The sequence below is a fragment of the Pseudomonas sp. App30 genome, from assembly GCF_047947025.1.
Lineage (GTDB): Bacteria > Pseudomonadota > Gammaproteobacteria > Pseudomonadales > Pseudomonadaceae > Aquipseudomonas.
Genome location: NZ_CP133165.1, coordinates 4,568,324 through 4,582,849, shown reverse-complemented (window position 1 = coordinate 4,582,849; position 14,526 = coordinate 4,568,324). Strand labels below are relative to the sequence as shown.

Sequence of the window (14,526 nt, the reverse complement as noted above, 5' to 3'; positions counted from 1 at the left end):
TATTCATGGAATTCATTCGTCGTCGTATCGAGAAACAAGTGTTGAGCCTGACCGGCCTGTCCCTCGGCCGGCTGGACCTGGAAAACCCCAAGGGTGACCCCGGCCTGTTCGGCCCCCAGGCGGTGTGCTGGCAGGTGCATGGCGACTTCACCAGCATGCTGGTGGGCGGCATCAGCGCGCTGATGCTGCAGGCGCTGCACCCACTGGCGCTGGCCGGAGTGTGGGACCACTCCAATTTCCGCACCGACATGCTCGGGCGCCTGCGCCGCACCGGCCAGTTCATCTCCGGCACCACCTTCGGTGCCACTCGCGACGCCGACTGGCTGATCGACAAGGTGCGCACCATCCACCTGCAGGTAGTGGGCCACGCCGAGGACGGCCGCGCCTATGCCGCCAGCGACCCGGACCTGCTGACCTGGGTGCACGTGGCCGAGGTCAGCCATTTCCTCGCCGCGCACCTGCGTTACCGCAACCCGCACCTGCCGGCCGCCGACCAGGACCGCTACTACGCCGAGATCGCCCTGGTGGCCGAACGCCTGGGCGCGCGCCATGTGCCCGCCTCGCGCCAGGAGATTGCCGAGTACCTGGAGGGCATTCGCCCGCAACTGGTGTGCGACCACCGCAGCCGCGAGGTCATCCGCCTGCTGATGAACGCACCCGCGCCCAGCCGCCTGGCCAAGCCGTTCGGCGCGCTGATGATGCAGGCCGGGGTAGACCTGTTGCCCGACTGGGCCAGCGCCATGCTCGAACTGCCGCAAAGCGACTTCAAGCGCCGGCTGGTGCGCACGGGCATCAACGGCACCGCGCCGGTGCTGCGCTGGGCCGTGCGCGACGGCTCTGCCCACCGCGCCCGGCGGCGCATGGGCATCGCCTGAGGCGGGTGTTCTCCTGTTAAACTACGCGCCTCTTTTTTTCCAGGCGTACAGCGCATGTCCACCGTGAACAAGGCGCTGCGCGCCGCTCTCGACTCCCGCAAAGACCTCCTCGCGCAACTGCACGCCCAGGGCACCGATTGCTACCGGCTGTTTCACGGCAGCCAGGAAGGCGCCGGCGGCCTCACCGTGGACCGCTACGGCCCGCAGCTGATGGTGCAAAGCTTCCACACCAGCCTTGAGCGCGACGACCTGCTGGCTATCCACGCCGCCATCAACGCCGAACTGGGCCAGGAGCTACTGCTGGTCTACAACGACCGCTCCAAGGGCAACTCGCGCATCGACCGCCAGGACAGCGTGTACCAGGCCGACGAAGCGGCGCTGGCCGACCTGGTGGGCCACGAGTGGGGCCTGGACTACCGCGTGCGCGGCCGCCATGCCGGGCAAGACCCACTGCTGTTCCTGGACCTGCGCAACGCCCGTGGCTGGGTGAAGGCCAACAGCCAGGGCAAGAGCGTGCTCAACCTGTTCGCCTACACCTGCGGCGTCGGCCTGGCCGCCGCGGCCGGTGGCGCGCGCGAGGTGTGCAACCTGGACTTCGCCGAAGGCAACCTGGCCGTGGGCAAGGAAAACGGCGCGCTGAACCCGACGCTGCTGCCCATGACTTTTGTGCAGTCGGACTACTTCCCGGCCATCCGCCAGCTGGCCGGCCTGCCCATCAGCCAGCGCCGCGGCCAGAAGCTGCCCAGCTACCCGCGCATGGAGCAACGCCAGTACGACCTGGTGTTCCTCGACCCGCCGGCCTGGGCCAAGAGCGCCTTCGGCACCGTGGACCTGCTGCGCGACTACCAGAGCCTGCTCAAGCCAGCGCTGCTGACCACCGCCGACGACGGCGTGCTGATCTGCTGCAACAACCTGGCGAAGGTGGCCTTCGATGACTGGCGCGACCAGGTGCTGCGCTGCGCCGAGAAAGCCGGCCGGCCGGTGCGTGACTGGCAGGTGATCACCCCGGCCAGTGATTTCCCGTCCATGGACGGCCAGCCGCCGCTGAAGACCCTGGTGCTGCAACTGTAAGTTTCCAGAAAAATCCTACACATAAAGCGGACACCTCTTCGGAACCAGATAGGCGTGCCATACTCCAAGCACTCCTATTCCGAGACGTAGATGCCCCCCCATGCCCAAAGGATTGATACGCGCCATCGGCGCCGTACTGACCGCGCTCGCGCTTTACAGCCTGCTGGGCTTCCTGATTCTGCCGGGCATCGGGCTGCGGGTGGCCAATTCCCAGCTGGCCAAGTATTCCAGCGTGCCGGCGCACCTGGAGCGGCTGGAGTTCAACCCCTTCAGCCTGGAGCTGACCCTGTGGGGCCTGCACATCGGCGAGCCGGGCATCGAGCAGGTCGGCTTCGAGCGCCTGTACCTGAACCTGCAGGTGGACAGCCTGTGGACCCGGGCCCTGCACCTGGACGCCATCGAGCTGGACAAGCCGCGCACCGAGTTGCTGTTCAACAAGGACGGTAGCCTGAACCTGGCGCAGCTGTTCAAGCTGCCGCCCAGCGAGCCGGCCAAGCCTGACCAGCCGCCGAGCAAACCCTTCCCGGTGCGGGTGGGCAGCATCAAGCTCAGCGAAGGCTACCTGCACTTCAAGGACGTGCGCCCCAGCGAGCCCATCGAATTCCTCTACAACTCCATGAACCTGGAACTGAAGAACCTCAGCACCCTGCCTGAGGACAACGCCGACATGACCCTGGTGGCCGCCGGCCCGGACGGTGGCCAGATCGACTGGAAAGGCAGTATCAGCCTGGTGCCCATCACCTCCAAGGGCAGCCTGAAGGTCACCGACGGCAAGATGAAGGTCTGGTGGCCCTACGTGCGTGACGCCCTGCCCCTGGCCTTGCAGGACGGCATCCTCAACCTCAGCACCGATTACTCGCTGGACCTGTCGAAAAACACCGAGCTGAATCTCACCAACGCCTCGGTCAGCATCGCGCCCTTCGCCCTCAACGCCCCGGACGGCCGCCCGCTGGTCAAGCTCGAACGCCTGGACGTCAGCGACACCTCGGTGGACCTGGCCAGGCAGTTGGTGACCGTCGGCAAGATCCGTAGCAGCAAGCTGGAAACCTGGGCGGCCCGCGAAGCCGATGGCCAGCTGGATTGGCAGAAGCTGTTCGCCAGCCAGAAAACCGCCGCGCCGCCGCAAGAGAAAACCGCGCCGGCCACCGCCGACGCCAAGCCCGAGGCCAAGCCGGTGCCTGGCGCGCCGAGCAAGCCCTGGCAGGTGCTGCTCAAGGACGTGCAGCTGCGCGACTACCAGGTGCACCTGGCCGATCGCCTGCAGAAGGAGCCGGTGGCGCTGGAGCTGGGCCCGCTGAACGTCGATGTGCAGAACTTCGACAGCCTGAACAAATCGCCCTTCACCCTCAAGCTCGATACCGGCCTGGGCAAGCAGGGCAAGCTCAGCGCCGCCGGCGAGGTCAACCTGGCGCCGGTCACCGCCAACCTCAAGGTCAAGACCCAGGACATCGACCTGCGCGTGGCCCAGGCCTACATCAGCCCGTTCATTCGCCTGGAACTGCGCAGCGGCATGCTCGGCAGCGACCTGGCGGTGAACCTCAAGAACATCGACCCGCTGACCCTGAGCGTCACCGGTCGCGCCCAGGTAGACCAACTGCACACCCTGGACACGGTGAAAAACCGCGACTTCGTCAAATGGGAGCAACTGCAGCTCGACGGCCTGGACTACGAGCACGGCAACAGCCTGACCATCGACAAGGTCACCCTGATGCAGCCGTACGCGCGCTTCATGATCAACGAAGACCGCACCACCAGCATCAAGGACCTGCTGATACCCCAGGCCGAGAACCCCAAGGCCCAGGCCGACGCCAAGCCTGCGGTCGCCAGCAAGCCACTGGCCATTCACATCGGTGGCATCGCCATCAATGACGGCTCGGCGTATTTCGGTGACTTCAGTCTGACCCCCAACTTCGCCACCAACATCCAGAACCTCACCGGCACCATCGGCACCATCGACAGCCAGCAGCAGAAGCCAGCCAAGGTGGACATCAAGGGCAAGGTCGACCGCTACGCGCCGGTGACCATCAGTGGCGCGCTGACGCCGTTCGACCCCATGGCCAGCCTGGACATCGACACGCGCTTCAACCGCCTGGAACTGACCACGCTGACGCCCTACTCCGGTAAATTCGCCGGCTACCGCATCCGCAAGGGGCGGATGAACCTGCAACTGCACTACGTGATCACCAAGGGCCAGCTAAAGGCCGAGAACAAAGTGCTGGTGGACCAACTGGAGCTGGGCGAGAAAGTCGACAGCCCCGACGCCGTGAGCCTGCCGGTGAAGCTGGCGGTGGCCCTGCTCAAGGACGTCAACGGCCAGATCAACATCGAGCTGCCGATCACCGGCGACCTCAACAACCCGCAGTTCAGCGTGATGCCTATCGTGTGGCAGACCCTGCGCAACCTGGTGGTCAAGGCCGTGGCCGCGCCCTTCAAGTTGCTGGGCGGGCTGGTGAGCGGTGGCGATTCGGCAGACCTCAGCAACATCGCCTTCGCCCCCGGCGCCAGTGACCTGACCCCCAGCGCCCAGGACAACCTGCTGAAGCTGGCAGCCGGCATGAAGGCCCGCCCCGGCCTGCACCTGGAAGTGGAAGGCGGCGCGGCACCCAGCAGCGACGGCCCGCTGGTGGCCCAGCAGCGCCTGGAGCGTGAATACCAGGCCACCTACTTCAAGATCCTCCAGCGGCGCGGCGACAAGGTGCCCGCCCAGGCCTCGCTGCTGGTGGTGCCCGAAGACGAGAAAGCCCCCATGCTGCCGGCCATCTACCGCACCCGCCTCAATCAGGCGCCACCTGCCGAGTGGGATCAGCTGGAGAAGAAACAGCGCGATGCCAACCTGCGTGACGCGGTCATCAAGTCCTGGAGCACGGACGAGCAGCTGCTGCGCACCCTGGGCCAGGCTCGTTCGGCGGCCATCAAGGCCTTCCTGGTGGACAAAGGCCAGTTGCCGGACGAGAAGGTGTTCCTGATCGACACCATCATCAGCGATGCCCAGAAAGACGGCACCGTGGTCACCAACCTGCACCTGGAAGCGGATTGACCTGACCCACAAAAAAAAGCCCCGGCACACGGCCGGGGCTTTGAGTGGGCACAGTCCGTGTGCCCGTCGCATGAATCGATTATTGGGTTTCCAGCGCGTCAGCCGACACGGACTTGACGTGCTTGGTGTGCTTGGCGATGTTCACCGCGGTGGTTTTCTGTGCCGAGGTCAGGGTAGTGCCTGCCTTCGAAGCCAGGGTTACCACGCCTTGGTTGGTCTCGACGGTGATGTCGCTACCAGGAATGCCTTTCTCGGTCAGCAGGTTGGCTTTCACCTTGGTGGTGATCCAGGTGTCGGAACCGGCCTGTTCGGTCTTGGCTGCGGTTTCACTCGCAGTGGCGGCATACGCGAAGTTACCCATGGCCAGGGTCAGGGCGGTGGCAGTAGCGGCAGCAATAGCGAACTTTTTCATACGAGTCACTCCTGTTTTTCGAGAAGTCTGCGCCAAGGCATGCCTGGCTGCAGGGTTAGCTATACCGTTGCAGGGCGTGTGCCAACCTGATGATTAAATAAAATCCTTTAAAATCAACACCTTAAAAAACTCTTCGTTTTTGCTGTTCGTGCATTCTGCATGCTCGCAGCAAAAACCGCGTGCAAGTTGCATGTCCGCTAAAGAACTGGGTAAAGGCTAACCGCCTGCACCCACCCACCTTGCCTTTGCTTGTGATCTGCTTGTGATCTGCTGTTGATCTGGCTCTTGATCTTGATTGTATGCCCCGTAAAGCGCCCGGGCCGACTGGAGGCGTTGACCAGGCGGCAGCCCGCAGGGCCCTTCGGCGCAGCCGAAGGAAACGGCAACCCGCCAGCTTCTATAGCGGGGGCCGTTTGCCGCCTGGGCGACGCCGGAAGGAGGGGACCCGCAGCGCAGCGGAGGGCCCAAGCAGGGGCAAGCCCTTTTTGGTGACTTTTTGGGGCGACTGCCAAAAAGTTACTCGCCGTTGAACTGACCCCCTAATGTTGGACAAGGGTTAGTGTTTCCGTGCTTGGGTCCGAAATTGTACCGGACTCAAGCCATTCAATCTGAGGCTTATGCGTTCCTGGTTGTAGTAGTCGATGTAGCTCTCTAGCCCTGATGCCAGTTGCTCCACGCTCTCAAAAGATTCCAGGTAGAAGAACTCACTCTTGAGCGTGCCGAAAAAGCTTTCCATGGCGGCGTTGTCCAGACAATTGCCCTTGCGCGACATGCTCTGCTCAATGTTTTTTTCGGCCAGCATGTGCCGGTAGGTCGGCTGGCGGTACTGCCAGCCTTGATCAGAGTGCAGGATCGGTTTGTCACCTTGATTAAGCCGCCCAAAAGCTTGCTCCAACATGCTCGAAACCATATTGAACTCAGGGCGGCGGTTGGTCTGGTAAGCCAGGATTTCTCCGTTGTACAGGTCCATCACAGGCGAAAGAAACAACTTCTGCCCTCTTACGTTGAACTCCGTCACATCGGTCGCCCATTTCTGGTTGGGGGCTTCTGCCTTGAATTCGCGCTTAAGCAGATTACGTGAGGCAAGCCCCTCATCGCCCCGATAAGAACGGTACTTCTTCACCCTGATCAGCGATTTTAGGCCCATCAACTGCATCAGACGCTGCACCTTCTTGTGATTGACCGACTCACCAGTGCGCCCAAGGGCTGCGGTGATGCGGCGATAGCCGTAGCGCCCTCGATGCTTGTGATAGACGCTGCGTATGCGGTCTTTCAGATCAGAATGCTTGTCAGTCAGCAGTGCCTTGCCTTGGTAGTAGAAGGTGCTGCGCGCCAACCCGGCAGCACGAAGCAGCAAAGCAAGTGGATATACCTGCCTCAATCCTTGGACGGCCTGCGTTTTTTTGATTGCGCAGTCCGAGGATCCGCCTGGATCAAGGCATCGAGCTTTTTTAGATAGGCATTCTCGGCGCGCAGATAGGCCAGCTCCTTGAGCATTTGCTCAGGTGTCAGGTCAGCGTCCGCATGGTTCTCAGGACTTACTGTGGGTGCTTTGGAGGTTTTGCGGGACACGCTGGGCTCTCGGTGACGATGCGATTGAAGTGCTTCAATTCCGCCTGCATCGTACCGCGTTTTCCATTGCCTGATGCTGCTCGGGCCGCGGATATCAAACCGTATGCACGCTTGCTGGGTTGACAGCCCCTCTTGCTCGATGCACTGCAACACCTTCATTTTGAACTGGGCATCGTAGTGGCTGTATTTGGCAGCCAAACCTGCGGCGCCGTGCGTCTCATAGCCTTTGACCCAGCGGCGCAGGATCGATGGGCTCAGGCCATGCTTGATTGCCACCTCATGAACACTGCCCGCAGACAGACATTCCTCAATCAGTGATTGTTTGAGCGATCGGTCGTACTTCGTCATTGAACACCCTCCGGCGAGGTCAGGTGTCCAACATTCGGGGGTCAGTTCACGTAAGGGCGAAACAGTCGGTGGTCGCACCACGAAAATGGATATGTTCGAAATCGCCGAAGCAGGATACAGAATCCAAGCGCTTATCCATTACCGAGGGTGATGCAGAATCACCTTTCCGGCCTTACGCCGGCTCACTTTTTGTCAAACGCCCGGTGTGCCGGCCCAGACAAAAAATAAGCAAAAAAGGCTTGCCCCTGCTTGGTCCCTACGCTTCGCTACGGGTCCCCTCCCTCCGGCGTCGTCCAAGCGGCCGACGGCCCGGAATAGAAGCGCCTCCGGTTCCGTCTTCCCCGGCTACGCCGTGGACCGCTCGGCCAACGCCTCCAGTCGGCCCTGGCGCTTTATGGGGCACACAATCAAGATCAAAGGCCGCACGGGATCAAGGTCAAAGGCGGTCCGTGGGGTAGCTGGGGGCATAAAAAAAGGGCCCCGAAGGGCCCTTTTCTGCTATCGGCTAATTAAACGCCGGAAGCTTTTGCTGCAGCTACGTCCTTGATGGACAGCTTGATACGGCCGCGGTTGTCCACGTCCAGCACCAGTACTTCAACTTCCTGGCCTTCTTTCAGGATGTCGGTCACTTTCTCTACGCGAGCGTCGCTCAGCATCGAAATGTGAACCAGACCGTCCTTGCCAGGCAGGATGTTGACGAAGGCGCCGAAGTCGACGATACGCTCGACCTTGCCCACGTAGATCTTGCCGATCTCGGCCTCGGCAGTGATCGACAGCACGCGCTGCTTGGCAGCCTCGGCCGCGTCCTTGGTTTCGCCGAAGATCTTGATCGAGCCATCGTCTTCGATGTCGATCGAAGCCTTGGTCTCTTCGCAGATGGCGCGAATGGTGGCACCGCCTTTACCGATGACGTCACGGATCTTGTCGGTGTCGATCTTCATGGCGATCATGGTAGGCGCGTTTTCCGACAGCTCGGTACGCGACTGGCCAATGATCTGGTTCATCTGGCCGAGGATGTTCAGGCGCGCTTCCAGGGCCTGGCCCAGGGCGATTTCCATGATCTCTTCGGTGATGCCGTTGATCTTGATGTCCATCTGCAGGGCGGTAACGCCCTTGGCAGTACCGGCCACCTTGAAGTCCATGTCGCCCAGGTGGTCTTCGTCACCCAGGATGTCGGTCAGGATGGCGAACTTCTCGCCTTCTTTAACCAGGCCCATGGCGATACCGGCAACCGGTGCCTTCATCGGTACACCGGCGTCCATCAGGGCCAGGGATGCACCGCACACCGAAGCCATGGAGCTGGAACCGTTGGACTCGGTGATTTCCGACACCACGCGGATGGTGTACGGGAACACGTCGGCGGCTGGCAGCATGGCCTGTACCGAACGACGAGCCAGGCGGCCGTGACCGATTTCACGACGACCAGCGCCGCCCATGCGACCACACTCGCCCACCGAGAACGGAGGGAAGTTGTAGTGCAGCATGAAGGGGTCTTTCTTCTCGCCTTCCAGGGTGTCCAGCAGCTGGGCGTCACGGGCAGTACCCAGGGTCGCAACGACCAGGGCCTGGGTTTCGCCACGGGTGAACAGGGCCGAACCGTGGGTCTTCGGCAGCACGCCGACTTCGATGTTCAGCGGGCGCACAGTCTTGGTGTCGCGGCCGTCGATACGTGGCTTGCCGTTGACGATGTTCTCGCGCACGGTGCGGTATTCGATCTCGCCGAAGGCAGCCTTGACGTCGCTGGCCGAAGGCTGGCCTTCTTCACCGGACAGCTTGGCAACGACCTGGTCCTTCAGCTCGCCCAGGCGAGCGTAACGGTCGGCCTTGACGGTGATGGTGTAGGCGTCGGAGATGGCAGCGCCGAACTCGGCACGGATAGCGCCCAGCAGTTCGGTGGCTTCGGCTTGAGGAGCCCAGGCCCAGGTAGGCTTGGCAGCTTCGGCAGCCAGTTCCTTGACAGCCTTGATGACCGCCTGGAATTCGTCGTGGGCGAACAGCACGGCGCCCAGCATCTGGTCTTCGGTCAGCTCCTTGGCTTCCGATTCAACCATCAGCACGGCGTCGGAGGTACCGGCAACGACCATGTCCAGGCTCGAGGCAGCCAGTTGCTCGTAGGTTGGGTTCAGCAGGTAGCCGGTGCTTTCGTGGAAAGCAACGCGCGCGGCGCCGATCGGGCCTTCGAAAGGAATACCGGAGATGGCCAGGGCTGCCGAGGTACCGATCATCGCAGCGATGTCCGGATCGGTCTTCTTGCTGGTGGACACCACGGTGCAGACCACCTGGACTTCGTTCATGAAGCCTTCAGGGAACAGCGGGCGGATCGGACGGTCGATCAGGCGCGAGGTCAGGGTCTCTTTCTCGGAAGGACGGCCTTCACGCTTGAAGAAACCACCAGGGATCTTGCCGGCGGCGTAGGTCTTTTCCTGGTAGTGCACGGACAGGGGGAAGAAGCCCTTGCCTGGATCAGCTTGCTTGGCACCTACCACGGTGACCAGCACGGTGACGTCGTTGTCGACGGTGACCAGCACGGCGCCGGAGGCTTGACGGGCAATACGGCCAGTCTCGAGGGTTACGGTCGATTGACCGAACTGGAACTTCTTGATTACCGGGTTCACGGTTTCCTACCTTCTTCAATGGCTCTGGGGGAACTGGTTTCTTGCGAAATTCTTGGGCAGCAAGGGGAATCGGCCCCTTTTGGCAGTCCAGATAAAACTTGAGGCTGGAAGCCTGCCCTGCATCAGCGCCTAGGCGCCGATACAGGACAGTCAACCAACCTCATTGATACGCACGGCGTGTTCGTCAGCTCCGGCGCCAGGCGCCGGGTTCGACGGAGGCAACACGCCGCGCACACCACAAGCCCGGGCCGCTATTAGCGACGCAGACCCAGACGGCCGATCAGGGCGCTGTAACGAGTGGTGTCTTTGCCCTTCAGGTAGTCCAGCAGCTTACGACGCTGGTTAACCATACGGATCAGGCCACGACGCGAGTGGTGGTCTTTGCCGTTGGCCTTGAAGTGGCCTTGCAGCTTGTTGATGTTGGCAGTCAGCAGTGCAACTTGCACTTCTGGCGAACCAGTGTCGCCAGCGGCTTGCTGGAACTCACCAACGATCTTTGCTTTTTCTTCAACGTTAAGTGCCATGAGGCATCTCCATTACTAAGGAAAACCGTTTGACCGGCTTTCCAACAGGCCGAGGACAAATCCTCGTATTTAAAAGTGAGGGATAACCGTGCCTGTTAACAGCCACCCTCGTTCGGTCATTCTGACCGAATCAGTCGACGTGGCGCGATGCGCCCGTCTTCGCTCACTTCACCGATACCGATGAAGCGACCGTTGTGATCCTGCACCCGCACCATGCCGAATTTCGGCGCGTCGGGGGCGCGAACCGGTTGCCCGTGCAGCCAGTAGAACGCACTGTGCTCGGAGAACTGCAACAGGGGCCAATCCAGCAGGCCGCTGTCAGAAGGCATCAGGAACTGGTCCACCGCCTCGTTGCCACCTTCGGCATGCACGCGCTCGAGTTCCTCGAGGGTGACCGTCTGGGCCAACGTGAACGGGCCAGCCTGGGTGCGACGCAGTTCTGCAACGTACGCGCCGCAACCCAACTGCTCGCCGATGTCCTCCACCAGGGTACGGATGTAGGTGCCTTTGGAGCACCCTACCGACAACCGTGCGCGGGTCTCATCGAAGGCGAGCAATTCCAGCCGGTCAATAGTAACAGAACGCGCTTCGCGCTCCACTACTTCCCCTGCACGTGCCAGCTTGTAAAGCGGCTGGCCATCACGCTTGAGGGCGGAGTACATCGGCGGTATCTGACTGATTTCACCACGAAATTGTGGCAAAACGGCTTCGATGTCGCCGCGACAAACGGTTACATCTCGAGTGCGCAAAACCTCACCCTCGGCGTCTGCCGTGGTGGTGGTCTGGCCCATCTGCATGACGGTCTCGTAGCCCTTGTCGGAATCGAGCAGGTATTGCGAGAACTTGGTGGCCTCGCCGAAGCACAGCGGCAGCACGCCGGTGGCCAGGGGGTCGAGGCTGCCGGTGTGGCCGGCCTTCTCGGCATTGAGCAGCCAGCGGACCTTCTGCAGGGCGGCGTTGGAAGTGAAGCCCAACGGCTTGTCCAGCAGGATGATGCCGCTGACGTTACGACGGATACGCTTGACCTGAGCCACCGCTTACTCCTCGGTGCCTGGTTTGCTGTCGGCGTCCTGGTGCTGGCTGTCTTCGGCCACGGCACGCTCGATCAGCGCGGAAAGCTGGGCACCACGGGTGACGCTTTCGTCGTAGTGGAAGTGCAGTTGCGGCACGCTGCGCAGCTTCATTTCCTTGCCCAGGTGCACGCGCAGGAAGCCTGCGGCAGAGTTCAGCACCTTGATGGTCTGCTTGATGTCCTCGGCGCTGTCCTGGCCCATGACGGTGATGAACACCTTGGCATGGCCCACGTCGCGGCTGACGTCGACGGCAGTGATGGTCACCAGGCCCACGCGCGGGTCCTTGACCTCACGGCGGATCAGTTGCGCCAGCTCGCGTTGCATCTGGTCGCCGATGCGCTGGGTACGGCTGTATTCTTTTGCCATGAATTCTTACCTGTAACTGAAGCGGCAAACGCCCGGCCAGGCGAAGAGCCGGACCGGGCGTTGCGTTTAGAGTGCCCGGGCGAACCCGGTGCACTCCTCTAGCTCGCGTGTTAGAGCGTACGAGCCACTTGGACCTTCTCGAAGACTTCGATCTTGTCGCCGACCTTGACGTCGTTGTAGCTCTTCACGCCGATACCGCATTCCATGCCGGCACGGACTTCCGAGGCGTCGTCCTTGAAGCGACGCAGCGATTCCAGCTCGCCTTCGAAGATAACGATGTCTTCGCGCAGTACACGGATCGGACGGTTCCGGTAAACGGTACCTTCGACGACCATGCAACCTGCGATAGCACCGAACTTCGGCGAACGGAACACGTCACGCACTTCGGCGATGCCCAGGATGTTCTCGCGAACGTCGCTGCCGAGCATACCGGTCAGGGCTTTCTTGACGTCTTCAATGATGTCGTAGATCACGTTGTAGTAACGCATATCCAGACCTTCCTGCTCGACGATCTTGCGCGCGCCGGCATCGGCACGCACGTTGAAGCCGAACAGTACTGCATTGGAGGCCAGTGCCAGGTTGGCATCGGATTCGGTGATACCACCGACGCCGCCACCGACCACGCGCACTTGCACTTCGTCGTTGCCCAGGCCGTTCAGAGCGCCCTGCAAAGCTTCCAGCGAACCACGGACGTCGGATTTGAGGACGATGTTGAGCGTCTTCTTCTCTTCCTGGCCCATGTTCTCGAAGATGTTTTCCAGCTTGCCAGCGTGGGCGCGGGCCAGCTTGACTTCGCGGAACTTGCCTTGACGGAACAGAGCCACTTCACGGGCTTTCTTCTCGTCGGCAACCACGCTCATCTCGTCGCCAGCGTCCGGGGTACCGTCCAGGCCCAGGATCTCGACCGGAATGGCCGGACCTGCTTCCTTGATCGGCTTGCCGTTCTCGTCGAGCATGGCACGTACACGGCCGTAGTTCGAACCGACCAGCACCATGTCGCCTTGGCGCAGGGTACCGTCTTGAACCAGCACGGTGGCAACCGGGCCGCGGCCCTTGTCCAGGCGCGATTCAACCACAACACCACGGCCAGGGGCCGATGGGGTTGCCTTCAGTTCCAGTACTTCGGCTTGCAGCAGGACAGCTTCCAGCAGCTCGTCGACGCCAGTACCCATCTTCGCCGAGACCGGTACGAATGGAGTGTCACCACCCCAGTCTTCCGAGGTCACGCCGTGTACCGACAGCTCGCTGCGGATACGGTCCAGGTCTGCACCCGGCTTGTCGATCTTGTTCACTGCGACAACCAGCGGCACGCCAGCAGCAACGGCGTGCTGAACGGCTTCGATGGTCTGCGGCATCACGCCGTCGTCGGCAGCAACGACCAGGATCACGATGTCGGTAGCCTTGGCACCACGGGCACGCATGGCGGTAAACGCGGCGTGGCCAGGGGTGTCGAGGAAGGTCACCATGCCACGGTCGGTTTCAACGTGGTACGCACCGATGTGCTGGGTGATACCACCGGCTTCGCCAGCAGCTACCTTGGCACGACGGATGTAGTCCAGCAGCGAGGTCTTACCGTGGTCAACGTGGCCCATTACGGTCACGACTGGGGCACGGGAGAACGCCTCACCTTCGAACTTCAGCGATTCGGCCAGGGAGTCTTCCAGGGCGGTGTCGCTGACCAGGGTCACCTTGTGGCCCAGTTCTTCAGCAACCAGCTGGGCAGTTTCCTGGTCCAGTACCTGGTTGATGGTGGCCGGGGTACCCAGCTTGAACATGAACTTGATGACTTCGGCAGCTTTCACCGACATCTGCGCGGCCAGGTCGCCGACAGTGATGGTCTCGCCAATCTGCACGTCACGAATCACAGGACCGGTAGGGTTCTGGAAGCCGTGGGCGTTGCGCTTCTTCAGCTTGCCCTTGCCACGACCGCCACGACGGAAGCCATCGCTTTCCTCGTCGGTGGTGCGTGGGGCGGCACGTGGAGTCGGCGCCTTCTCTTTTTCCTTGACCGAAGCACGATGCGGCGCGTTCTTGCGCTCGCCATCGTTGCGGCGGCTGTCGTCGTTGCGCGGTTTGTCCGGGCGACGCGGCTCGTCTTTCTTGCGGTCGGCAACCGGCGCAGGGGCAACGGCTACATCGGCAGCGGCGGCAGGCGCTTCCACGGCAGGTGCCGGGGCAGCAGCCGACGCAGGCGCGGCAGGACGGCGTGCTTCTTCTTCGGCACGCTGACGGGCAGCTTCCTGTTCGGCTTTCTGACGCGCAGCGTTCTCGGCTGCACGGCGCTCTTCCAGCTCGCGCTTCTGCTCGGCCTGAATTTCTTCAGGGCTGCGCTGCACGAATACTTTCTTCTTGCGTACTTCTACGCTGATGCTCTTGCTGCCAGCCACACGCAGGGTGCTGGTGGTCTTGCGCTGCAAGGTGATCTTGCGTGGTTCTTCCGCTTTAGCCTTGTGGCTGCTTTTCAAATGAGCCAGCAGAGCCTGCTTCTCATTATCGGTCACAACTTGTCCGGCGTCGGTGTGTGGCAGACCTGCCTCACGCATCTGCTGTAACAGGCGCTCTACCGGTGCGGCGACCTCTGTGGCCAGTTCTTTCACCGTGACTTGCGTCATGCACTTCTCTCCTCAGGCCGC

The 14,526-nt window shown here is 61.9% G+C and carries 10 protein-coding genes; 3 read left to right on the top strand and 7 right to left on the bottom strand.

Annotated features, from left to right (window positions below; genetic code table 11):
• Positions 1-5: 5 nt before the first annotated feature.
• From RAM80_RS21340 to RAM80_RS21330, 3 genes are all read left to right on the top strand, one after another.
• Positions 6-875, top strand: coding sequence for an oxygenase MpaB family protein (locus RAM80_RS21340; protein WP_416422414.1), 870 nt, complete (start codon positions 6-8; stop codon positions 873-875).
• Positions 876-929: 54 nt separating this feature from the next.
• Positions 930-1,946, top strand: coding sequence for a class I SAM-dependent rRNA methyltransferase (locus RAM80_RS21335; RefSeq protein ID WP_416422413.1), 1,017 nt, complete (start codon positions 930-932; stop codon positions 1,944-1,946).
• A gap of 100 nt (positions 1,947-2,046) precedes the next feature.
• A complete protein-coding gene (locus RAM80_RS21330) occupies positions 2,047-4,983 on the top strand; it encodes a DUF748 domain-containing protein (protein ID WP_416422412.1) in 2,937 nt (978 codons plus the stop codon).
• Between the two features lie 79 nt (positions 4,984-5,062).
• Here RAM80_RS21330 and RAM80_RS21325 read toward each other — a convergent pair whose 3' ends face one another.
• The 7 genes from RAM80_RS21325 to infB all read right to left on the bottom strand — a co-directional run bounded on the left by RAM80_RS21325 (position 5,063) and on the right by infB (position 14,505).
• A complete protein-coding gene (locus tag RAM80_RS21325) occupies positions 5,063-5,395 on the bottom strand; it encodes a BON domain-containing protein (protein WP_416422411.1) in 333 nt (110 codons plus the stop codon).
• Between the two features lie 556 nt (positions 5,396-5,951).
• A protein-coding gene (locus RAM80_RS21320) for an IS3 family transposase (protein ID WP_416422410.1) occupies positions 5,952-7,315 on the bottom strand; the annotation gives its coding sequence in 2 pieces (ribosomal slippage) (positions 5,952-6,850 and positions 6,850-7,315; 1,365 coding nt in all).
• Between the two features lie 509 nt (positions 7,316-7,824).
• Positions 7,825-9,930 (bottom strand): polyribonucleotide nucleotidyltransferase, encoded by a 2,106-nt coding sequence (gene pnp, locus RAM80_RS21315; RefSeq protein ID WP_416422409.1) that lies wholly within the window; start codon positions 9,928-9,930, stop codon positions 7,825-7,827.
• A gap of 254 nt (positions 9,931-10,184) precedes the next feature.
• Positions 10,185-10,454, bottom strand: a complete 270-nt coding sequence (rpsO, locus tag RAM80_RS21310) for a 30S ribosomal protein S15 (protein WP_158157548.1) — start codon at positions 10,452-10,454, stop codon at positions 10,185-10,187.
• Between the two features lie 116 nt (positions 10,455-10,570).
• A complete protein-coding gene (truB, locus tag RAM80_RS21305) occupies positions 10,571-11,488 on the bottom strand; it encodes a tRNA pseudouridine(55) synthase TruB (RefSeq protein ID WP_416422408.1) in 918 nt (305 codons plus the stop codon).
• Between the two features lie 3 nt (positions 11,489-11,491).
• A complete protein-coding gene (gene rbfA / locus RAM80_RS21300) occupies positions 11,492-11,893 on the bottom strand; it encodes a 30S ribosome-binding factor RbfA (RefSeq protein ID WP_416422407.1) in 402 nt (133 codons plus the stop codon).
• A gap of 110 nt (positions 11,894-12,003) precedes the next feature.
• Positions 12,004-14,505 carry a translation initiation factor IF-2 gene (gene infB, locus RAM80_RS21295; protein WP_416422406.1) on the bottom strand — a complete coding sequence of 834 codons (2,502 nt, stop codon included), beginning with the start codon at positions 14,503-14,505 and terminating at the stop codon, positions 12,004-12,006.
• Between the last annotated feature and the right edge of the window lie 21 nt (positions 14,506-14,526).